General features: G+C 61.6%; 17 protein-coding genes. 2 read left to right on the top strand and 15 right to left on the bottom strand.

Translation table 11 applies throughout. The features are described from left to right. Nucleotides 1–5: 5 nt before the first annotated feature. From PverR02_RS15050 to PverR02_RS15000, 11 genes are all read right to left on the bottom strand, one after another. Nucleotides 6–1349 carry a TolC family outer membrane protein gene (locus PverR02_RS15050; RefSeq protein ID WP_079443744.1) on the bottom strand — a complete coding sequence of 448 codons (1344 nt, stop codon included), beginning with the start codon at nt 1347–1349 and terminating at the stop codon, nt 6–8. Nucleotides 1350–1351: 2 nt separating this feature from the next. Next, on the bottom strand, nt 1352–2653 hold the full coding sequence (locus PverR02_RS15045) for an HlyD family type I secretion periplasmic adaptor subunit (protein WP_017845715.1): 1302 nt from the start codon (nt 2651–2653) through the stop codon (nt 1352–1354). Further along, a complete protein-coding gene (locus PverR02_RS15040) occupies nt 2650–4401 on the bottom strand; it encodes a type I secretion system permease/ATPase (RefSeq protein WP_057004059.1) in 1752 nt (583 codons plus the stop codon). Before PverR02_RS15040 ends, PverR02_RS15045 begins: the two co-directional genes overlap by 4 nt. Nucleotides 4402–4505: 104 nt before the next feature. After that, nucleotides 4506–4874: a protease inhibitor Inh/omp19 family protein gene (locus PverR02_RS15035; protein ID WP_079443743.1), complete on the bottom strand. Its 369-nt coding sequence runs from the start codon at nt 4872–4874 to the stop codon at nt 4506–4508. A gap of 48 nt (nt 4875–4922) precedes the next feature. Continuing rightward, nucleotides 4923–6356, bottom strand: a complete 1434-nt coding sequence (locus tag PverR02_RS15030) for a serralysin family metalloprotease (RefSeq protein ID WP_057004058.1) — start codon at nt 6354–6356, stop codon at nt 4923–4925. A 358-nt stretch (nt 6357–6714) separates the two neighbouring features. Further along, entirely contained in the window at nt 6715–7818 is a 1104-nt protein-coding gene (locus tag PverR02_RS15025; protein WP_079443742.1) for a DmpA family aminopeptidase, read from the bottom strand. A gap of 155 nt (nt 7819–7973) precedes the next feature. Continuing rightward, nucleotides 7974–9053, bottom strand: coding sequence for a polyamine ABC transporter substrate-binding protein (locus PverR02_RS15020; protein ID WP_017845708.1), 1080 nt, complete (start codon nt 9051–9053; stop codon nt 7974–7976). Between the two features lie 60 nt (nt 9054–9113). Next, the gene (locus PverR02_RS15015) at nt 9114–9455 is read right to left on the bottom strand and encodes a cupin domain-containing protein (RefSeq protein WP_017845707.1); all 342 of its coding nucleotides are present in this window, start codon (nt 9453–9455) and stop codon (nt 9114–9116) included. Nucleotides 9456–9481: 26 nt separating this feature from the next. Next, nucleotides 9482–10888: an NAD(P)/FAD-dependent oxidoreductase gene (locus PverR02_RS15010; protein WP_079443741.1), complete on the bottom strand. Its 1407-nt coding sequence runs from the start codon at nt 10886–10888 to the stop codon at nt 9482–9484. Between the two features lie 168 nt (nt 10889–11056). After that, complete coding sequence (locus PverR02_RS15005; RefSeq protein ID WP_079443740.1) at nt 11057–11485, bottom strand: hypothetical protein; 429 nt, start codon at nt 11483–11485, stop codon at nt 11057–11059. An 82-nt stretch (nt 11486–11567) separates the two neighbouring features. Continuing rightward, entirely contained in the window at nt 11568–12395 is an 828-nt protein-coding gene (locus tag PverR02_RS15000) for a helix-turn-helix transcriptional regulator (protein ID WP_079443739.1), read from the bottom strand. Nucleotides 12396–12652: 257 nt separating this feature from the next. Here PverR02_RS15000 and PverR02_RS14995 point away from each other — a divergent pair, with 257 nt between their 5' ends. Further along, nucleotides 12653–12925, top strand: a complete 273-nt coding sequence (locus tag PverR02_RS14995) for a DUF1652 domain-containing protein (protein ID WP_017845703.1) — start codon at nt 12653–12655, stop codon at nt 12923–12925. Between the two features lie 92 nt (nt 12926–13017). Here PverR02_RS14995 and PverR02_RS14990 read toward each other — a convergent pair whose 3' ends face one another. Continuing rightward, on the bottom strand, nt 13018–15462 hold the full coding sequence (locus tag PverR02_RS14990) for a UvrD-helicase domain-containing protein (protein WP_079443738.1): 2445 nt from the start codon (nt 15460–15462) through the stop codon (nt 13018–13020). Between the two features lie 218 nt (nt 15463–15680). On the opposite strand from PverR02_RS14990, the gene PverR02_RS14985 reads away from it, so the two are divergent. Continuing rightward, the gene (locus PverR02_RS14985) at nt 15681–16376 is read left to right on the top strand and encodes a pirin family protein (protein WP_079443737.1); all 696 of its coding nucleotides are present in this window, start codon (nt 15681–15683) and stop codon (nt 16374–16376) included. A 55-nt stretch (nt 16377–16431) separates the two neighbouring features. Here the strand turns inward: PverR02_RS14985 and pgm are convergent, their stop codons facing one another. The 3 genes from pgm to PverR02_RS14970 all read right to left on the bottom strand — a co-directional run bounded on the left by pgm (nt 16432) and on the right by PverR02_RS14970 (nt 21062). Continuing rightward, nucleotides 16432–18078 carry a phosphoglucomutase (alpha-D-glucose-1,6-bisphosphate-dependent) gene (gene pgm / locus PverR02_RS14980; RefSeq protein ID WP_046484153.1) on the bottom strand — a complete coding sequence of 549 codons (1647 nt, stop codon included), beginning with the start codon at nt 18076–18078 and terminating at the stop codon, nt 16432–16434. A 104-nt stretch (nt 18079–18182) separates the two neighbouring features. Then, nucleotides 18183–19589 carry an aminotransferase-like domain-containing protein gene (locus PverR02_RS14975; RefSeq protein ID WP_046383337.1) on the bottom strand — a complete coding sequence of 469 codons (1407 nt, stop codon included), beginning with the start codon at nt 19587–19589 and terminating at the stop codon, nt 18183–18185. A 36-nt stretch (nt 19590–19625) separates the two neighbouring features. Next, a complete protein-coding gene (locus PverR02_RS14970) occupies nt 19626–21062 on the bottom strand; it encodes a hypothetical protein (protein ID WP_079443736.1) in 1437 nt (478 codons plus the stop codon). Nucleotides 21063–21598 lie beyond the last annotated feature (536 nt).

Below are 21598 nucleotides of genomic sequence, written 5' to 3'. Positions count from 1 at the left end.
TGCTGCTACGGCTGCTTGCCCACCGGCCCAAAGGCCTCATCGACTTGCGCCAGGTCGGTATCGCGCAGGTTGCCGGCGTAGTAGTGCAATTTGGTCCAGGCCATCAGGTAGTCGTAACGCGCCTGGGCCAGGTCGCGCCGGGTGCTGTAGAGCTGCTGCTCGGCGTTGAGCGCATCGAGGTTGACCCGCTCGCCGCCGAGGATGCTTTGCCGGGTCGACACCACCAGCGCCTCGGCCGAGGTCAGGGCTTTCTGGTAGGCGCGCAGCTTGCTCACGCCCGACAGGCAGGCGCTGAACTGGCGACGCAGTTCGATCAGGGTTTCGCGGGTCTTGCCTTCCAGCTCGTATTCGGCCTGCTCCATGGCGCGGCTGGCCTGGCGCGTAGAGGCGGAGACAGCGCCACCGGCATACAACGGCAGGCTGACTTCGACGCCGATGGTGTTGGTGTCGTAGCGCTGGTTGTAGGTGTTGCCGCTGTCGGATTCCTGCTGGCGCGAACTGGCATACGCGGTGATCTTCGGCAAGTGCCCGGCACGGTTGCGCTCCACTTCATAATGCGCCACTTCCAGGGCCTGGCGTTGCGAGGCCAGCGTCGGGTTGTTGCTGATCGCCAGCGCGTGCCAGGTGTCGTAGTTGGCCGGCGTCAGGCTGAAGGCGGCGAAGCGCTGATTGAGCGGCGCGAGGTCGTGGATGTTGACGCTCTGCACGCCGATCAGCGCGCCCAACGCTCTTAACGAGGCGTCCTGTTCATCCAGCGCCTGGATTTCTTCGGCCGTGGCCAGCTCATAGCGCGATTCAGCTTCAAGGATGTCGGTGCGCGTGCCCTCGCCCTGCTGGAACAGGTGCTGGTTCTGCTGAAACTGCTGCTCGAAGGCGTTTTTCTTGGCGCGGGCGATCTCGATCTGGTCTTGGGCGAACAACGCTTGGGTGTAATAGCTCAACACCCGCACCAACAGCGCCTGGCTCTTGTCGCGAAAACTTTCATCGGCAAACAGCGCCTGGGCCACGCCCTTGCGGTAGTTGGCATAGGCTTCGTAGTCGAACAGCGGCTGCTGCAGGCTGAAGGTCGAGCCGTAGCTGTTGTAATTGCGCGCGTCGCGATAGCTGCCGCCACGCCCGTCAGGCAGGTGGGCTTCGGAATTATTGCGCCCCTTGTTGTAGTTGTAGGACAGCCGCGGCAGCAACCCGGCGCGGCCGATGGTGCGGTTTTCCAGGCCGGCGTCGCGTTCCTTGAGCGCGCCAAGGAACACCGGATCGTTGCGCAGAGCCTGCTCGTACACATCGAACGGGCCCATGGCGGCCTGGGCAGGCGCACAGCTCAACAGCACGGCAATGAACAGCGGTTTCATGTTCATTCCTCGGTCAACGCAGAGCCGGCGCGGTCGAGCAGCGGCTTGAACAGGTAATTGAGCAACGAGCGCTCGCCGGTACGCACGAACATCTCGGCGGGCATGCCCGGCTTGATCACCAGGCCGTGGAGTGTTTCCAGCGCGGCCTCGCTGACGCTGGTGCGCAGCACGTAGTACGGCGCGCCGGTTTTTTCGTCGAGCAGTTGGTCGGCGGAAATCAGGCTGACCTGTCCCGGCACACGCGGGGTACGGCTCTGGTTGAACGCGGTGAACAGGATGTCGACCGGCAGGTGGGTGCCGACCTTGTCCACCAGGTGGACCGGCAAATGCCCCTCGACTTCCAGCCGCGTGCCCTGTGGCACGATCTCCAGCAAGGTCTCCCCGGCACGCACCACCGCGCCTTCGGTGTGGACGCCGAGGTTGACCGCAATGCCATCGGCCGGCGCGTTGATTTCGCTGTGTTGCAGGTCGAACCCGGCGGACGTGAGCTGCTGCTCCAGGGTCAGGCTGCGCAGTTGCGCGTCGGCCAGTTGGCTGCGCACTTCCTTCTGGTATTCGTCGCTGTGCTGCTGCAGTTTGAGCCGCGATTCGAGGATGCCCTGCTCCACTCGGCCGCTTTCGCCGGTGTTCTGCGCCAGGTCCTGTTGCACCTGGGACAACTGGCGCTGGTACTCCATCAAGCGGTTGCGCGGGATGTAGCCATTGTCGGCCAGGGGCTGCAGATTGCTCAGTTGATCGCGCAGGGATTGAGCCTGGGCGCTCAGGTCGCTGCGTGCGCGGCGCATGCCATTGAGCTGCGCCGTGGCGCCGTCGATATTCGCGCGAATCCCCGCCTGTTCACGGGCAAAGGCTTCGCGGCGGCTGCTGAACAGTTGGCGCTGGCCTTCGAGCACCAAGGCCAGCGCAGGGTCCGGGGCGGTGCTGAGTTCGGCGGGAAACACGATGGCCGCGCGATTGTCGCGCTCGCTCTGCCAGCGCGCCACACTGGCCCAGGCCAGGCGGTACTGCGCTTGCAGCGATTGCACATCGGCCTGGTTCTGGGTCTGGTCGAGACGAAACAGCGGCTGGCCCTGTTTGACCGTCTCACCTTCGCGCACCAGGATGCGGCTGACCACACCGGGGCTGAAGGTCTGCACGGCCTTGCGCTTGCCCGAGACCACCACGGTGCCCTGCACCGGAATGCCCTGGTCCAGCGGCGCCAAGCTGGCCCAGAGGAAAAACCCACCGGCGCCGACCACCGTCAGCCACCAGCCCAGACGCACGAAAAAAGCGGCGTCGCGTTGTTCCACAGTGAGCATGCTCATGCGCCTGGATTCCTTGCGGTTTGATACTGACGACTGAAACTGACGCCGGTTTTTTCCTGCGTCGCCGCCTGCTGGCCGGACAACGCGCGCAGCACGTCCTGGCTCGGCCCAAACGCTTGCAGGTGGCCTTCGTTGAGCACCAGCAACTTGTCGGCCTGGGCCAGGGCCGAAGAGCGGTGGGTGACGAGAATCACGCTGCTGCCCTGGGCCTTCAACTGCACGATGGCGCTGGCCAGCGCGGCTTCACCGACGGTGTCGAGGTTGGAGTTGGGTTCGTCCAGCACGACCAGCCGCGGCCCGCCATACAGCGCACGCGCCAGGGCCACCCGTTGCTTCTGGCCGCCGGACAGGCCGCCGCCGTTGTCGCCCAACACGGTGTCGTAGCCTTGCGGCAGGCGCAGAATCAATTCATGCACGCCGGCCTGTTGCGCCGCCTGGACCACCTGCGCCGGGTCGGCATCGCGAAAGCGCGCAATGTTGTCGGCGATGCTGCCGCTGAACAGTTCGATGTCCTGGGGCAGGTAACCGATGTGCGGGCCAAGATCGTCACGGTCCCAGCGATGGATATCCGCGCCATCCAGGCGCACGGTGCCGGCCAGGGTTGGCCATACGCCCACCAGCACCCGCGCCAGCGTGGACTTGCCGGACCCCGACGCGCCCAGCACCCCCAGCACCTCGCCGGCGCCCAGGTGGAAACTGACCTGATGCAGCGTCGCCAGGCGTCGACCCGGCGGGCCGGCGCTGACCTGCTCGAAACTCACCTGGCCCTTGGGGGCGGGCAAGGCCATCGGCTCGACGTCCGGCGCAAATTCGCGCAGCAGTTGGTCAAGCCGCTGATAGGCCAGCTTGGCCGAACTCCACTGCTTCCACACGGCAATCAACTGGTCGATCGGGCTGAGCACCCGCCCCATCAGGATCGAACCGGCGATCATCATCCCGGCGGTCATCTCGCCCTTGATCACCAAGAATGCGCCCAGGCCGAGCACCAACGATTGCAGGCACAGGCGCAGGGATTTGCTCAGGGCGGTGATCACCGAGCCGGTGTCGCTGGCCGCGTTCTGCAAGCCCAGGAACTGCGAATGCACGGCAAACCAGCGCTGGCGCAATGCGCCGAGCATGCCCATGGCCTGGATGGTTTCGGCGTTGTGCAAATGGCTGGTGGCCAGTTGGCTGGATTGCTGGGAGTAACCGCCAGCCTCAGCCAGGGGCTTGTTGGTCAGGTATTCATTGAGGCAGGCCAGGCCGATCAGCAGCAAGGCCCCCGCCGTGGCCAGCACGCCCAGCCACACGTTGAACAGGAAAATCACCAACAGATAGATCGGAAACCACGGCGCATCAAAAAACGCGAACAGCGCCGGCCCGGTGATGAACTGGCGCAGATGGGTCAAATCTGCCAGGGACTGCCCGGCATGCCCCTGGCCGCGTTGCAGGTTGCGTTCGAAGGCAGCTTTATACACGCGCAAGTTGAAGCGCCGTTCCAACTGGCTGCCGATGCGGATCACGATAAAACTGCGGATGACTTCCAGGCTGCCGATAAAGGCGAAGAAACCGACGACCATCAGCGTCAACATCACCAGAGTGGTTTCATTCTGGGAGGACAGCACGCGGTCATACACTTGCAGCATATAAATGGATGGCACCAGCATCAGCAGGTTAATTAATGCAGTGAAACAGCCAACGCTGATCAAAATACTTTTATATTCACCCAGCGCCTTGAATAAAGGCGCAACAACAGGGGGCTTCGCCATGGTGTTTGATCTTCCTTGAACCCAATGACCGGCAATAGTTGCCCCAGCCCCTGAATAAGCGGCGGCCAACTATTAAATTCGAGTTATAGCGTTATAACTAAAAACTAAGGTATTCGTTGCAATGTCACGATTTCGCCAGATGGCGTGCGCGCCTGGTATTCACCGTCGCGCTGACGATTCAAGTGGGTAATCCCGGAACCTTCGGCATTCATCAACCAGATCCCGTCCGGCGTCGGCGACCATGTCAGGGGTTTGTCTCCCAGCCATTGCTCGACGCAGGCCACATCGCCCCCCACGGCGGTGGCTTGCTCCAGCAAATCCAGGGCACAGACCTGATCCTGTCGGTGCAGTTGCCAATGTCCGGCCAACTGCGCGGTGGTGGGTAAAACGAGACTGCTAGCCATTGCATGGGCTCCTGCCGACACGAACAACACCTGTAGGACACAGGCGATCAAATGCACAAAACGCGGCATGTGTATGCCCCTCCTGGAAGCGCGGCGCCACAACGCCGCGCCGGTGCATCAGGCCACGATGTCGCTGACCGCTGCCTGGCCCACGGTGGTGACGAGGAAATCCGCCACGCCGTGCCCGGAGAAGTCCACGGCCAAGGTACCCAGGTGGGTGCCCGAGGCATAGCTCAATACTGCGTCGCCGGCATGCCCGGTGAACGCGTTGACGAAGCTCAGGCCCGCACCTTTGGTGATGCCGCTCAGGTCGATCTTGTCGGCGCCGCTGGTGAAGTCAAAGATCTTGTCCGCCGCACCTGGCTTGGAATCGGAACTGGCACCGAACACAAAGGTGTCGTTGCCGGCGCCGCCCCACAGTTGGTCCGCACCGCCAGCGCCGTAGATGAGGTCGTTGCCGGCCCCGCCCTTGATCAGGTTGGCGGCAGTGTTGCCGATGATCAGATCGTTGCCCGCGCCGCCGAAGGCGTTTTCCACGGTGACGCCCTTGGCGATGGACACGTTGCCCACCAGGCCGCCAACGTCGGAGAACGAGGTCTCATTGAGGTTGATCTTCTGGTTCTGGGTGAAACCGGAAAAATCCAGGGTGTCGTTGCCGCCGCCGTCCCAGACCGAAAACACCAGCTTGTCGGCATTGGCGGTGGCGCTGAGGAAATCACGCCCGGTGTTGGAGTTGAAGCCGTAGGTGGTGTCGCCAGCGCGGGTGGCGTAGTTCGCGCCGTAAAGCTTCTGGATCGCCGCGATATCGTCGATCAACGGCCCGGAGGCATAGGCCTCGACCCCGCCCTTGCTGAAGTTCTGGTTGGTGTTGCTCTCGCTCCAGTAACTCATGAGGCTGTAGCCGCGCGTGTCCTGTCCATAGGTCGCGTCGTTGTAGGTCGGGTTGCCGTTCCCGGCGTTGTAGTCGCCGGGGTGAGCCAGGCCCAGGGTATGACCGATCTCGTGGGTCAGGGTCTGCCGGCCGTAGTTGTTCAGGTCCGGGGTCTTGTTGGGTGTGTAGCTGCTGTTGGTCAGGTACCACGAGGTGCCGTCGTAGCCCGCGCCGGTGCCGGGCAGGTAGGCGAAGGCCGCCGCGCCGTCCTGGCCGCCGCTGTAGTTGCCGAAGGTCATATGCCCATCGCCGCCGCTGGCCTTCTCGGTGAAGGCAACGTTGGCGACATCCGACCAGGACTGCATGGCCAGTGCGGCCTGGGCTTTCTGCTGGCTGTTGAACTGGCTGAAGCCCGAGATACCATGCTTGTTCAGCGTGCTCGAGGAGGCCGAGGTCAGAAAGGTGTAGGTCAGGTCGATCTTGCCGTTGCCGTCGACGTCCCGGTACGCGGCGCCGTCGCGCAGCAGCTGGGTGGCGGCCTGGTCAACGGAATAGGAGGGTTTGCCATTGATCGTGAGGTTGCCGCCACGGTCGTACAGATGGCTGAAACTATCGATTTGCGTATACGCAGTGCTGGCTTGCGCGGCAGACACAATAGCCTGGTCTTTTACTTTTGACATAAACGTACTTCCTTGTGTGCAAGTGCATCAGTCTTGGGTCGATAGGAACCCCGCTGGCGAGATCGTCCTATCACTCGCCTCTTTTGAAGGCGTCACGAAACTGACACAACTTGAAATCTTTCGTCTACATCTATTTACGCAGTGAAAACCGACAAGCCGGCAACTTAAGCAAGTCGCGTGCAATGTTTGTAGGGGGTTAGTTGCTTTTGTCCGACAAAAACCGCCGAGCCGTTATTTAAATATTAAATAGCGGTAAAGCCGCTCAACTTGAGCGGCGCACTTGTTTAGATGGATCCAATATATTGTCACGGTGTCATTCGCCGCATTAAAGAGCCAGCATCTTTATAAATACACCGGATTATCGGCAGCTGTTCCAGCCCGTCTCGCGCAATGCCTGCAACAGGGTTTCGCCGTCCAGACCCGGCACCCGCACCCCGTCGTCGGTGGTCATGCTCTCACCGGCCAGCATGGCGTTGACGATCGCCTCCTCCACTGCCTCCGCCGCGGCGAGGAACAACGGGGACATATGATCGTTATTGACCATCTGCACCGCGCTGCTGAACGCCAGGTCCTTGCGCCCATAGTCCGCCGGGGGCAGCGCCTGATTGCCGGTGGCGAAGGCCAGGAACAGGTCGCCGCTGGAATCCTCGGTGCCGCCGCCGGTGCGCGCAATGCCGATGGACGCGCGTTGCGCCAGGCGCCGGCATTGATGGGGCAGCAACGGCGCGTCGGTGGCCAGGATCACCACGATCGAGCCCATGCCCGGCGTGCCCCGCTCGGCGAACGGCGATGGGATCGTCATCAACTGCCGGCCCACCGGGTAGCCGTCAACCCGCAGTTCCTGGCGCTTGCCATGGTTGGCCTGCACCAGCACGCCGACCGTCCAGCCGCCCTGCTCCGCCGGCAACCGGCGCGACGCGGTGCCGATGCCGCCCTTGAATTCATGGCAGATCATCCCGGTGCCGCCGCCCACTGCACCTTCCTGTACCGGACCACTTTCGGCGTGCTCCAGCGCCTCGCGCACATGCGCAGGCTTGACGTGCTGGCCCCAGATATCGTTCAGCAGGCCGTCGTAGGTTTCCATCACCACCGGCATGCACCAGTACACGGCCGGGTCCGCCAGACGCTCGCGCTCCAGGGCAATCAGGGTGTCGCGCACAATGCCGAGGCTGTGGGTGTTGGTGATCGCCAATGGCGTGGTCAACAGCCCTGCTTCGCTGATCCACTCCAGGCCCGTGGCGTCGCCATTGCCGTTGAGCACGTGATACCCGGCAAAGCACGGCTGCTGCCGCGCCTCGCCGGCACGCGGCTGGACCACTGTGACGCCGGTACACACCTGTTTACCGTCGACGCGGGTCTTGAGCGTGCTGTGGCCGACCCGGACGCCGGGAACATCGGTGATGGCATTCAACGCGCCGGGCGTGCCCAACCCCAACGTGATGCCCAATTGACGTGCGCGCATAACCACTCCTTACAGTTTCTGATACGCCGGACTCAACCGGCCACTGATGCAATACAGAATCACCGACAAAGTGGCGCCGGACCCTTTCCGCCAGAGCGAATACTTCCTCAATTACCAAATGTGGGAGGGGGTTTGCGTCCTCCCACATCAGTTCTTCAGCGCCCGGTACGAATGGTGTTCCACACCCGCGTGCGAACCCGGTCGATATTCAGCGGCATCGCTTCCAGCGCGAACAACTTGCCCATCATTTCCGCGCTTGGGTAGATCTTGGTATCGGCCTTGATTGCCGGGTCCACCAGGCTGTCCGCCGCACTGTTGCCGTTGGCGTAATGAACGGAGTTGGTGATGTCGGCCATCACTTGGGGCTCCAGCAAGTAGTTCATGAAGGCATACCCGGCCTTTTCATCCGGGGCGTCGGCGGGCATGGCCACCATGTCGAACCAGATCGCGGCGCCTTCCTTGGGGATCTGATAGCCGATGTTCACGCCATTCTTGGCTTCCTTGGCGCGGCTTTCGGCTTGCAGCACGTCGCCGGAGAAACCGACGGCCACGCAGATGTCGCCATTGGCCAGGTCGCCGGTGTATTTCGAGGAATGAAAGTACGCCACGTAGGGGCGAACTTTCATCAGCAGCGCCTCGGCTTTCTTGTAGTCCTCCGGCTTCTTGCTGTGGGGTGGCAGCCCCAGGTAATTCAGAGCGATCGGCAACAATTCCGGGCCATTGTCGAGGATGGCCACCCCGCATTTGCTGAGCTTTTGCATGTATTCGGGCTTGAAGATCAGGTCCCAGGAATTCACAGGCGCGTTATCGCCCAGCACCGCCTTGACCTTGTCGACGTTGTAGCCGATGCCGGTGCTGCCCCACAGGTACGGGAAGCCGTGGGCGTTGCCCGGGTCGTTGTTTTCCAGGGCCTTGAGCAGCACCGGGTTGAGGTTCTTCCAGTTGGGCAATTGGCTCTTGTCGAGCTTCTTCAGGGCGCCGCCCTGGATCTGCCGCGCCATGAAGTGGTTGGAGGGGAACACCACGTCATAGCCGGAGTTACCGGTCATCAACTTGCCATCGAGGGTTTCGTTGCTGTCGTACACGTCATAGCTGAAACCGATGCCGGTTTGTTTCTGGAAGTTCTTCGTGGTGTCCGGCGCAATGTAGCTCGACCAGTTGTAGATCTTCACCGTCTCGGCGGCCTGACTGATAGCGGCCACCAACATCAAGGGCAACAGGGCAATGGCTTTCATGGTTCGATTTCCTGGCGGTTTTAGGGCTGTTTTTATGGCAGGCGATCAAGGATCAAAGCGTTACAGGATCAATACATAGGTCTTGCGCACGGTTTCCTGGATATCCCAGGTTCCGCTGCTGTTGGCCGGCAACATCAGTGCATCGCCGGCTTGTAGGTGGACGATTTCACCGTCGTCAGGGGTGAAGGTGCAGCGACCCTGGATAAAGTGGCAAAACTCCTGGGCTTTGATCTGCCGGCGCCAGCGGCCGGGGGTACAGGCCCAGATACCGGTTTCGACGCCGTCGCTGCGCTCGACGCTCAAGCTTGACGCCACGGCGATCGGCTCGCCCAGGGGCACGGCGACCGGTGACGAATCCGGCAGGTGGGCATTCAGCGCGTCTTTGAATTGAGTGATGCTCATGGGGCTACCTGTGTGAGTGGAACGGCTCAGTGCATGAAACTTTCCATGAACCCGGCCACGCCGATCGCCAACTTGCGGCGCCAGGGCGCGGTATTGGGGTTGGCCAATACCTGGTCCTCATGGACAAAACTGCGAATGATCGCGTTGTAGCCCAGCCAGCGGCACGGCTCCGGCTCCCAGGCCTTGAGCGCCTCCAGGCCACGCTCGCGGATCACCCAGGGTTGATGGGTCAACGGCGTCTCCTGGCCCAGGATCAGGTCGGCCAGGGTGCGACCGCCCAGGTTGGTGGCACCGACGCCCTCCCCGCCGTAGCCGCCGGACAGCGCGATGCCGGTGGCGCGATGGCAGAGCATGTGCGGTCGGAACTGGCGCGACATGCCAAGGTTGCCGCCCCAGGAGTGGGTAATCCGCACGTTTTTCAACTGTGGGAACAGCTCGCCGAACAGGTAGCGACGCAGCGCCACTTCGCTGTCGGTCAAATCGAAGTCGTGGCGCAATTTGCCAGCAAACTGATAACCGCCACGGGCACCGAACACCAGACGGTTGTCGGCCGAGCGCTGGCCATAGGTGACCTGGCGGCTGCTTTCGCCGAAGGCCTGGCCATGCCTCAGGCCGATTTCGTCCCAGGTGCTGGCGGGTAATGGCTCGGTGGCGACGATCAGGCTTTGCACCGGCAGTTGGTAGCGACCCAACGGCGCCAAGGTGGTCGCGTAGCCCTCCACGGCCGGCACCACCCAGGCGGCACGCACGCCGGCCTTTGCAGTGCGCAGGCGGCCGGACTGCCAATGGGTGACGGGCGAGTTTTCGTAGATCTTGACGCCCATGCGTTCCACCACCCGCGCCAGGCCGCGGACCAACTTGGCTGGGTTGATCGTCGCCACATGGGGCGCATAAACCGCGCCAAAGGGCTTGGCGATTCGCAGTTGCTCAGCCAGTTGTTGCGGGCTCAGCCAGCGGTAGTCGGCCTCGGTGAGGCCTTGGGCGTAGAGCTTGTCCAGATAAAGGCGCAGGCTGCTTTCCTGCTCGGGGTAACGCGCGGCGCAGTACAGGGCGCCGCCCTTGCGGTAGTCGCAGTCGATGCCTTCGCGGGCCAGCACCTGCGCCACTTCGTCGGGAATGCCGTGCAGCAGGTCAAACGAAGCACGCCGCTGCTCGGGCGTGAGGCCGGCGAGTAAACGGTCTTCCCCCAACAGGTTGCCCATCAACCAGCCGCCATTGCGCCCGGACGCGCCGAAACCGGCGGTTTGCGCCTCGATGATGGCAATGTTCAGCTCGGGCGCCTGGCGTTTGAGGTAATACGCGGTCCACAGACCGGTGTAACCGGCGCCGATGATGGCCACGTTGACGTCCAGGTCGTGCTCCAGAGACGGCCGCGCCAGCAGCGGGTCGTCCAACTGGTCCATCCATAAACTGATAGTGCGCCATGCCGGCATGCCAGGTTCCCCTACCTCGTTTCGATAGGCTGGATCCTAGAGCGGGATGTCAGGGGCTGTCTTGCGCGCGTGCACGCAGGGAAATGTTGGCGCGACCTGCTGCCCCGTCAACGCCGAATGATTGGCGCTAACCGACGCGGGCAGAGGCTGCGGGGCCGACTATTTATTCTACCCCTTGAAGGCGTACTGGACGTTTACGATAGTCGTTCGACCGTCAACACTGAACTCACAACTCACTACCCCGAATAACCGTTTAAGGGGGATGCTCCTGGTGAGCGACACCTCGCCTTTGTGAGCTGTATAGCTGTTACCGGTTTGATGGTCGACGTAAATAACATCTTTAACACTCTCCCCGCCCACCGGGTATGTACCCGTCGAAATGGTGGGCGGTGTGAGTTGCACTTGAACCGCTTCGAATTTATCCGGGTTCTCGTCAACGGTTCGGGCACCGAAAAACCTCAGCGCACCGTCTTGCTCATCCATATACACACGGTCCGCTTGAAAGGTGTGATCCGTTCCGTCGATGTTAATGATTCCGTCCATGCGGCCTTCACTCTCTGGACCGTTCGGGTGGGCGGATTTATTGTGCTTAGACATAGCGACACTCCAACTGAAAGAAAAGATGCCTGGGCATTACACTACGAATCCGCGAATGAAAAACCTGTCGAACATGACAGGTTTAACCCACATCTTTTTTATTGCCAGTTGATCTAGCCGACTCGCCCTCAAAGCGCTCTTTAATGTAAGCCTTCGGCGTCAGGCCGGTGTGCTGGCGAAAAGCGCTATAAAACGCCGATAACGAATTGAACCCCGCCGCATAGGCCAAGTCGTCCACGCGTATGGGCGGCCTGGCTTTATCCAGCGCAGCCAGCAAATGCACGAGCCGAGCCTGATTGACATAGCGATAGAAGGTTTGCCCGAGGACTTGATTGAGCAAGTAGGAAATCTGATTGCGACTGTAACCGCACTCCTTGGCAACCCGCTGCAGGTCCAGCTCCGGGTCCAGGTAGGGTTGTTGCTGCTGAAAGTAGTGCTGCAGGTCGTTGGCCATATGCCCCAGTTGCTGGGGCGACAGGCCCAGGCGGCTGACGCTCGGGCGCGTGGTTTGGGGGCTGTGCTCATGCACCAGTGACGCATATTCGTTGACCCGCCAGATCAGCCCGTCGCGCACGGTGATGGCCTCACTGGTACGGAACGACACCAGGCCCTGCCCGCCGCGCAGGGTGATGCGGTACTGGATGAACGCGGTGTCGCCATCGGCGCGAATGCGGTCCATGTGCTCGATGGCCTCGTCGGGCCCGCGCGGCATGCTGGCTTGCAGGTACTCGCGCAGCTCGGCGTAGCCGACGACGCGGTTCTGGAAGAAGTCGTGGTACTGGATGTGCGGATGGTAGTAAGACATCACGCCATCCAGGTCGCGATGACGCCAGCACAGGTGGTGGCGCGTCACTAGCTCGCGCGTGGCGTGGGTGTGCTGGCAATCATCGTCCGCGGCGGTGTGGGGCATGCATGGCTCTACGACGGGTAAAAGGTGGAGGTTGCCGAATTTCAGCGCTGCCATCAATGGCCGACGGCAACTTCTGACTAATGGCCTTTTGCCCAGCCTTTAGCAAGACATGACACACGTCAAGCTATAGGAAAAGAACCGCCGAACGGGGTGAAAAAACTGCCCTTGCATTTATGAACGAATGCTATTTTTACACTCTCACTCGCTGTGACCAGTGACGGTCATGGCCCCCTGCCGCGAGCTAAAGGAAGCGCTCAATGAACAAGGTGGGCAACATGAACAAAGTGACATTCCCCAACGCCTGCCAGCTGATGCGCTGGCATTTCCATCCCATGGGCTTCGAAGGGAGCATGGACGCTCCCGGCAGTATGGTCGCGCGTCTGTTCGACCGCGCCAGCGGCGAGACGCTGATCGCCATCGCTGGCATCCCCTGCGCCACCGTGATGAATGCTACCGATGTAGAGCGCATCATCGAAGCGGTGGAAGCGGAGCTGGAGTGTTTTGTGCCGCCGCATTTGTTAAGGGCTTGAACACGACCAGCGGTGCGCCAGTCGAGCGGTCTATCGACTGATGCACCGCTATTGCGGGCAAGCCCCTACATAGGGCCTGTGCCAGGCAGTGCTTAGCGCTGATCGTCAAAGAACGCTTTCCTGGCGTCGACCCGCTCCGAGGCCTTCGGCACATTCACGGCCTGGCCTTCGGGTTTTTCCACATACCAGTAGCAATGGCTGACCGCGCGGGTAATGCCGACATACGCCAGGCGCAGCACTTCGTCTTTTTGCGCGTTGTCGTAGGGTTCGGCGTCGCCGGCCTTGCCCAGGCCCGCCATGCGGTACACCTGGTTCTTGTACGGCGAACGGGTGACATGCTGGCAATCCCCAAGCAGGAACACCGCATCCGCCTGCAGGCCTTTGGCGCTGTGATAGGTCAATTGCTTGAGCCTGCGCGCCGCGGACGGCAAGTTAGAATCCACATTAACTACAGATTGAATATGTTCATTAATCAATAACTTATCGCTACTTTTTCGATACAGCATTAACACCGAATCGCCCTTTTGATAGTGCTCCTGCAGGCGCCGGCCCAAGGCCGCATCGTCGCGTTCCAGTACCGTAACGGGCACCAACGCCTTGGGTATGCCGCTGGCCTTGGCCTTCTTGCCGGGGATCGCCGGCGCGGCGCGCACAATGTGTTCGGCGGCATCGATGATGTGCTGATGGCTGCGATAGTTCTCGCCGAGCATGACGCGGGTGGTACTCGGTGCCGGGAATTCCTGGTTGAACTGCATGAAGTACTTCGGCGAACTGCCGCGCCAGCCATAGATCGACTGCCAGTCATCCCCTACGCACAGCAGTGACGAATGCTGGGCGCCGCGTCCTACATGCATGACTGGCCCACGGCTGCGGATTTCACGCAGGCTGGCGCGCAGCCAGGAGACGATCTGCGGCGAGACGTCCTGGAACTCGTCGATCATCAGGTGTGACAGCGGCCGCAACAGGGGGTCGCTGAGCAACTTGAGGTTTTCCGGGGTGTTTTCGCCAAACAGCGAGAACATGCGGTTGTAGGTCATGATCGGCGGCGACTGGTCGAGCAGATGATCTTCCAGAGCTTTCCAGAAAATGCTCAAGGCCTCAAAGAAGCAGCGGTCCGGATCGTCTTTGGCGAAACTCATCTGGCCCACGGCACTGGGCACGTCCAGACCGAGGTTCTCGATGAAACCTGCGGCCATGACAAAACAGTCCAGCAACGGCGCCGACGCCAGCTCGCCTTTGACCTTGTAATCGAACCCCGGCCCCGCACTGGCGTCACCGGCCAGGCTGCTTAAAAGACGCTTTGACGACTCGTAACTATCGATCCATATCAAAGGTTTACGGCAGAATGCTTGAAACAGGGTGCGCTTTACCGCCCATTCCGCACGCACCGACAGCTTGGCATTGGGGCGGCTGAGCTGGGCGTTTTCCCGCGAATCGAAGCCCAGCACGACCCAGGCATCCAGCTCGGGAATATAGCCATGGCAATGGAATTGCGCGCCATTGATCTCCACGGTCTGGCGACTCGGCTCGATGCCTTTGATCGGCCAGGCGCCCGCGCGAAACCACAGGTCTTCAATCACGTCACACAGCTCTTCATCGCGCTTGGCGGCCAGTTCTGTCACGGCCATGCGCTTCTGCACGTCCGGGTGATCACGCTCCAGCTCCTTGAGCTGCAAACCATGGCGCGCCAGCGGTGCAATCAGTTCGCGAAAGCGCGCGTGCTGGCCGTACAGCCGGTGGTAGCAGGCGTTCATCTGCTGGCGTTGCGCCTCGTTGAGGCGCAGGTCGAACGGGTTGCTGTCTGCGTCCTCGAAGCCCGCACTGAGGTTCTCGAACGCCTGCAGCCGCTCGAAGCCCGGCAGGCTGCGCACCATCGGCAGGATGCGCGAGTGAAAGGTCCGAACCACGGCCTGGGCTTCTTTGATATCAAGAGGTTGCCCCCATAAGCTGAGCACTTCCATGAGCTTGTTGATGAAGTCCTTGCGCGACTCACGGGTGAACGTCACCACGGTCATCGAGCTCAGCTCGAAACCCAGGTAATGGGTGAGCAGCAGGATACGCAACACCAGCGAGGTGGATTTGCCCGCACCGGCACCGGCGATCACCGAGGTGGACGGCGTGTCGCTGAAGATCATCTTCCATTGGGCGGCGCTGGGCTGCGCGTGAGCCGGCAGCAAGCGTGCCACATCGGCCTTGATGCGTTTTTTCAGATCGGCCGTGAGGGGCAGCCGCCAATCATCGAACAGGTTGTCATCCACCCCCGGCGCACGGTGTTCTTCCGGGCGGAAGTCGCGAATCAGCAGGACCTGCCGGCCTTCTTCGATGCCGTCGGCCTTGCCCTCGCGATAGCCGTACTCCACACCCGCCTCGTGCCCACTGCGAAAACCGTCGGCCTGCCCATGCAGCCAAGAGAACCGGTGTTGCGCGCGCAAGCGGGTCAAGCCATGCCCGAACAAGCGGGCGGCGAGCCGTTTCAACCATGGCATTTCGGCCAGGGGGCGCAATTCAGGGGGCAGATCAGGCTGTTGTTGCGGCACGCGGACTCCTGCGATGAGCTGGGTGTTGACGAGTGCGCCATGGTCGCCGGAATCGCCGCGCAGTTCCAGCCAATTGCTTTGCCGTCATGCAGTTAGGCGATGAAGTGAAAGTCAAAGCATCCGAAACCAATCCAATTGATCGATAGGAATAAGGCATTTTTTACGCTTTTTATCGATCATGCACTGTTGGATGATGACCCCATCAACTGGAGACGATCATGCTCGAATTACGACCTTTCACCGCCCTGGGCGGCGCCCATCATGGCTGGCTTGACGCCCATCATCACTTTTCATTCGCTGAGTACCACGATCCCCAGCGCATGCACTGGGGCAACCTGCGGGTCTGGAACGACGACATCATCGAGCCCGGCACCGGGTTTCCCCAGCACCCGCATCGCGACATGGAAATCATCACCTATGTACGCGAAGGCGCCATCAGCCATGCCGACAACCTCGGCAACAAGGGCCGCACCGAGGCGGGTGACGTGCAGGTCATGAGCGCCGGCACCGGGATTGCCCACAGCGAATACAACCTGGAAGCCACCCCCACCAAGATTTTCCAGATCTGGATCATCCCCAACGAAGCCGGCCTGCCGCCGTCATGGGGCGCCAAGCCGTTTCCGAAAGGTGACCGCGAAGGGTTCGTGACCCTGGCCAGCGGCAAGGCCGGTGACAGCGAGAGCCTGCGCATTCGTGCGGATGCGCGCCTGGTGGCGGCCAACCTGAAAGCCGGGGAAACTGCCGAATACCGCCTGGACAGCGGGCGTCGCGCCTACCTGGTGCCGGCGACGGGGGTGATTGAGGTCAATGGCTTGCGCGCGCACGCGCGAGACGGTGTCGCGGTGGAAGATGAACAGCTGTTGCGCGTGACCGCGATAGAAGACAGCGAGATCGTGCTGGTCGACCTGGCCTGATCTCGAGGCGAAATGTAGGCGCAGGCTGACCCGCGCCTCCATTGACTGAGGCGTGTCAGCCAGCGCTGATTGCACCGTCAACCAGTACCTGCGCCTCTTGCACCAGTTGCTTGAGGTGATCTTCACCGATGAAGCTCTCGGCGTAGATCTTGTAGATGTCCTCGGTGCCCGATGGCCGTGCGGCGAACCAGCCGTTTTCGGTCATGACTTTCAAACCGCCGATCGCCTGGTTGTTGCCCGGCGCATGGCTGAGGATCTGCTGGATGCGCTCCCCGGCCAGTTCGGTGGACGTCACCTGCTCCGGCGACAGTTTGCCCAGCAACGCCTTCTGCGCCGGGGTGGCCTTGGCGTCGACGCGAATCGCGAACGGTTCGCCCAAAGCGTCGGTCAGGCCACGGTAGATCTGGCTGGGGTCCTGGCCTTTGCGCGAGGTCATTTCTGCCGCGAGCAACGCCGGGATCAAACCGTCCTTGTCGGTGCTCCACACGGTGCCGTCCTTGCGCAGGAACGAAGCGCCGGCGCTTTCCTCACCGCCAAAACCCAGCGAACCGTCGAACAGACCGTCGGCAAACCACTTGAAGCCGACCGGCACTTCATACAGGCGCCGTCCGATGCGCGCCGCGACGCGATCGATCAAGCCGCTGCTGACCACGGTCTTGCCCACGGCCGCATCGGCGCGCCAGCCGGGACGGTTCTGGAACAGGTAGTCGATGGACACGGCCAGGTAATTGTTCGGCGCCAACAGGCCGCCGGACGGGGTGACGATGCCGTGGCGATCGTGGTCCGGGTCGCAGGCGAAGGCCACGTCGAAACGTTCCTTGAGTCCGATCAAGCCCTGCATGGCGTAGCTGGACGACGGGTCCATGCGGATCTGGCCATCCCAGTCGACGCTCATGAAGCGGAAGGTCGGATCGACTTCGGTGTTGACCACGTCCAGGTTCAAGCGGTAGTGCTCGGCAATCGCCGACCAGTAGCGCACCCCGGCGCCGCCCAGCGGATCGACGCCCAAACGCAGGTCGGCGCTGCGAATGGCGTCCATGTCGATCACATTGATCAGGTCGGCCACGTAGCTGTTGAGGTAGTCATGGCGATGGGTGGTGTCGGCTTTGAGCGCTTGGGCGTGGGTGATGCGTTTGACCCCGGCCAGCCGATTGGCCAGCAGCTCGTTGGCCTTGGCCTCGATCCATTTGGTGACGTGGGTATCGGCCGGACCGCCGTTGGGCGGGTTGTACTTGTAGCCGCCGCTTTGCGGCGGGTTGTGGGACGGCGTGATGACAATGCCGTCGGCCAGGCCGCTGGTGCGACCGCGGTTATAGCAGATGATGGCGTGGGAAATGGCCGGGGTCGGCGTGTATTCATCGCCCTCGGCGAGCATCACATGCACACCGTTGGCCGCCAGGACTTCCAGCGCGCTGGCCCCCGCAGGCGTCGACAATGCATGGGTGTCGAGGCCGACGAACAACGGCCCGTCGATACCTTGGGCTTCGCGGTACAGGCAGATGGCCTGGCTGATGGCGAGCACATGCCATTCGTTGAAGCTCAGTTCGAACGAGCTGCCCCGGTGCCCGGAAGTCCCGAACGCGACGCGCTGGGTGGAGATCGCTGCATCAGGCTGACCGGTGTAATAGGCCGTAACCAGTCGCGGGATATCTACCAGCAACTGGGCTGGCGCCGGTTTGCCCGCAAAAGGACTGATTGTCATGCATAAACCTCGGAAAGAAGGATTCGGAAAAAATGACAGTTTACTGAGAGTTGGACTGCCGCGCGATGTTATAGATCCCACGCCAGCAAGAGATTTTTCACACGCTAGGCGCTCTGCGCCTGCAACAAGGCCTGCGCCAGCGCATCCAATGCCGCGTCCAGGTTCGGGTGCCCGTTGAACGCATGGCTCAGCCGTAGTTGCTGATGATGCAAGCCACTGAGGCTGAACAATTCCCCCGGGGCAATCACCACCTGTTGCGCCAGCAGGCGCTGGAACACCTGGCGCATGTCCACCGGCGCCGACGCGTGCAGCCAGAAACTCGCCCCGGCCAGCGGCATGCGGTAAGTCACCCGCCCTGCCAGGCGCTGATCCAGGCGCTGGCTCATGGCGTCGGCCTGCTCACGCAGGCGCTGGCGCAATGTCTGCAGGTGCTGGTCCAGCCGCCCGCTTTGATACAGGTGGGCAATCGCGCGTTGACGGATCGACGACAGGCGAAACGAACGCAGCAGGAACTGGCGCTGCAGCTCACTGCTCAGGTGGCGTGACAGTACATAGCCGAACGGTGCTTCCGGGCCGAGTACTTTTTCGAACGACGAAAATACAATCAGCCGTTCGGGGTTGACCTGGTTGCGCAGCGCCGTGTGGTTCTGCGCAAAACCCAACTCGCCAAAGGTGTCATTCTCCAGCAGCCAGCAGCCATATTCTTCGAGCAACTGAGCCACCCGCAAGCGCTCATAGTTGAGCATGACGTTGCCCGACGGCATGCCCACCACCGACGACAGCAGCACCAAGTGGACGGGTTCATGGCGCAACAGGTGTTCGAGCCGCGCCAGGTCCAGACGACCGTCGACCTGCCAGGGCAACTCAATGACGCGCACGCCGGCAGCCTGCAGCAGGCGCAGTATTAACCAGTCGCAGGGAGACTCGACCAATACCGCGGCGCCCTTGAGACCCAGTACATCAATGAGTATTTCCAATACACCGCGCAGATCGGCACCGATGTAGACGTCATCGGCCTGCCAGCAGCGGGTCGGCGATGAGGTGTAACGCGCCGCCAACGCCGCGCGCAGCTCCCAGACGCCGCAAGGCTGCGACCAGGGTTGCAACTGGCGTGGGTGGCGGCGCACCAGTTGGCGTTCGAGCATCAGCAATGCGCCGTCCAGCGCTCCCAGCAGCGCCGGTTCATCGCCGCTGAGTACCACCATTCCGGGCCGCCGCGCCGCCGCATACAGGCGCTCCAACAGATCGGCGCCCGCCGCCATCAGCGGATTGGCTGCCACGGGCCAGGCGAAATAACCCGATTTGGCCACCGAATACACCCGCCCTTCCTTTTCCAGCAGGGAGTACGCGTATTGAATCGTCGAGATCGACACATTCAGGCGCGTCGCCAACTGCCGCAAAGAAGGCAGTTTGACGGGCATGTCCAGGCTGACTTCGTTGATCAGGTTGATCATGTAGCGGTACACCGCCTGGTAGGCGAAATCCGCCTGCCGCTCACCTCGCAGGTTCATGACTGTCTACCTGGACGCACACACCGACGCACCCGCCTAGCGCCCGAACAACTGAAACGCCCGCGCCTCGGCGTTGGTCTGCAGGCGTGCGGCCCGGCGCTTGCGCGCATCGGCGCCCTGTTCAACCGCCAGCGGGCGCTTGCGGTAAAGGTGCTGGAGCAGAGGCAGCGGCAAGCCGCTGGTGTCGATCGCCCATTGCTGCAGCATGTCGGCTGCCGGCTTGCCCTGGAGCACCTTGTGCAACTCGGGGAGTGCCACCAGCATGCCGGGATGGCATTGACGCAGGTAACCCTCCAACCGCTCACCATGATGGATGAAGGGCGAGAACAGCAAACAGGTCAATTGGGCCTCCTCCAGGCCAAAGAACTCTTGGGCGTAGGCCGTCGACTGCTCACGCCCTTCCCCACCGCAGGCCTCTGCGATCAAATGTTCAGGAATTTGCCGGTGACACAGGTAGTCCATCGCCTGGCGCAGAAAACCCGCCACGCCGTCCTCGTAGGACAGCTCGCGCAGGCACTGGGCCTGCACCCCGCGCAGGTGAGCCATCAGCAGCGGGTTGGGGTAGGCCGGATGACTGAAGTGAAAACCAAACGGATCGGGGACGTAGCCCAGGAAGTCGCTGAGCAGAGGGGTTGAAGCAACATCGACGTTGTTAAGCAGGTCGGCGATACCAATGTAGGCCAAATGGCGGTGCCCACCCCGGCCGGGGCTCTCGTGGGCAACGTATTGCTCGCCATAGAGGTCTTGATAACAGCCGTTGCTCCACTCCTCCATGCGCGCGAACAACCCGGTGAGCGAGGCCGGCTTGCCCGGCGCAGTGCTGACGCCGGCCGCTTGGGCCGCCTTTTTCAACCACGCCAGGTACTGGCTCTGCTTGCGCGGTGAATCACCGCTGACCAGCGCATGCACCCCTCCGTTCCAGGTGGTGACACGCTGGTAGAAATCCCCCAGGGACAGGTAAGTATCGTTACACAACGTCGCGCGAATATCCCCGGAGGTCAGGTGCCCCACCATCAGCATATTGCGCTGGCTGACCTCCCGGCCCGCACCTGAGGCCGGGCGCTGGTGGTTGAACGGCTGCACTACCTGGTTTTCCACCATCAGCAACTCGACCCGCGGGTCGTCGTGGAAAAACAGTGTGCTGTAGCCACGCTGCAGGCTATCCAGCGTGGCCTGGGTCATGCCGGCATGTCGGAGCGTCGCCACACGCAAGTTGAAAGTCCTGGGCGCGCGGCCCGCGATAGTCAGTTGCGCCGCACGCAGCAGTGCCAGGGTATAGCTGCTGACTTCGCCGCCCCCATGGGCAACCAACACTTTGTAATCGCCCACTTGTTCCATGCCGCCGGCAGCCACGACAATTCGCTGAATCAATAATTGAAGTGCAGTACGTTCGGCGCGCGTGAAGTGCCCGACCAAACGTTGCAGAACTTGCTGATAAACATAGTTCATGGCTTGTTCGTGAATTGCGCTCATAGTTCTACTACCTGAGTTGAAATATCAGTTCCAAGTAACTGCCGAGGTTATTTGCTCGACCCATTAGATGCGTAGGAATGTCGTCACACCGCGTGGCGTAACGATAAATAAACCTTAGCACGCCGTAACAATTCGACAGGGAACGCCAATTGTGTGCCCTTCGCGCCGCCTCTCCTTGAGACCCTTGCGCCAGGGCGTCCTGGCTACCCTAGGACCGTTCCGACAATGCCCTACACCGGCTTAAGCAGGAAACTAAGGATGCATCCGACATAAAGAAAAGATCCAGTTCAACCAATCAAACTTCAATAAATTGGAGTTACCTATCCCAACAGCCGCACCCTGTCTCGCAGGCAAGCATCGCGATAATTTAATTTCATATGTATCAGGCCGGAACGTCAGACATTCAATCATTGCTCAATCCTTGAGATGAGAGTGAAGTCACGATTATCGGCACTGGCATAATGATTAACAGATACAGAACGCCGCAAGAAACCAGTTCAGATGGCAATTGGGCAAGCCGTTGATTACGCGCGCGC

The organism is Pseudomonas veronii (assembly GCF_002028325.1).
Classification (GTDB): domain Bacteria; phylum Pseudomonadota; class Gammaproteobacteria; order Pseudomonadales; family Pseudomonadaceae; genus Aquipseudomonas; species Aquipseudomonas veronii.
This window is presented reverse-complemented; position numbering and strand designations above follow the sequence as displayed.

Excerpts from the sequence above, each read along its gene's own strand:
- PverR02_RS14985 (WP_079443737.1), top strand. The coding sequence starts at position 15,681 with ATGCTCGAATTACGACCTTTCACCGCCCTGGGCGGCGCCCATCATGGC.
- PverR02_RS15035 (WP_079443743.1), bottom strand. The coding sequence starts at position 4,874 with ATGCCGCGTTTTGTGCATTTGATCGCCTGTGTCCTACAGGTGTTGTTC.
- PverR02_RS15040 (WP_057004059.1), bottom strand. The coding sequence starts at position 4,401 with ATGGCGAAGCCCCCTGTTGTTGCGCCTTTATTCAAGGCGCTGGGTGAA.
- PverR02_RS15000 (WP_079443739.1), bottom strand. The coding sequence starts at position 12,395 with ATGCCCCACACCGCCGCGGACGATGATTGCCAGCACACCCACGCCACG.
- PverR02_RS15050 (WP_079443744.1), bottom strand. The coding sequence starts at position 1,349 with ATGAAACCGCTGTTCATTGCCGTGCTGTTGAGCTGTGCGCCTGCCCAG.
- PverR02_RS15005 (WP_079443740.1), bottom strand. The coding sequence starts at position 11,485 with ATGTCTAAGCACAATAAATCCGCCCACCCGAACGGTCCAGAGAGTGAA.
- PverR02_RS15020 (WP_017845708.1), bottom strand. The coding sequence starts at position 9,053 with ATGAAAGCCATTGCCCTGTTGCCCTTGATGTTGGTGGCCGCTATCAGT.
- pgm (WP_046484153.1), bottom strand. The coding sequence starts at position 18,078 with ATGACAATCAGTCCTTTTGCGGGCAAACCGGCGCCAGCCCAGTTGCTG.
- PverR02_RS15010 (WP_079443741.1), bottom strand. The coding sequence starts at position 10,888 with ATGCCGGCATGGCGCACTATCAGTTTATGGATGGACCAGTTGGACGAC.
- PverR02_RS14975 (WP_046383337.1), bottom strand. The coding sequence starts at position 19,589 with ATGAACCTGCGAGGTGAGCGGCAGGCGGATTTCGCCTACCAGGCGGTG.
- PverR02_RS15045 (WP_017845715.1), bottom strand. The coding sequence starts at position 2,653 with ATGAGCATGCTCACTGTGGAACAACGCGACGCCGCTTTTTTCGTGCGT.
- PverR02_RS14970 (WP_079443736.1), bottom strand. The coding sequence starts at position 21,062 with ATGAGCGCAATTCACGAACAAGCCATGAACTATGTTTATCAGCAAGTT.
- PverR02_RS15015 (WP_017845707.1), bottom strand. The coding sequence starts at position 9,455 with ATGAGCATCACTCAATTCAAAGACGCGCTGAATGCCCACCTGCCGGAT.
- PverR02_RS14995 (WP_017845703.1), top strand. The coding sequence starts at position 12,653 with ATGAACAAGGTGGGCAACATGAACAAAGTGACATTCCCCAACGCCTGC.
- PverR02_RS15025 (WP_079443742.1), bottom strand. The coding sequence starts at position 7,818 with ATGCGCGCACGTCAATTGGGCATCACGTTGGGGTTGGGCACGCCCGGC.
- PverR02_RS15030 (WP_057004058.1), bottom strand. The coding sequence starts at position 6,356 with ATGTCAAAAGTAAAAGACCAGGCTATTGTGTCTGCCGCGCAAGCCAGC.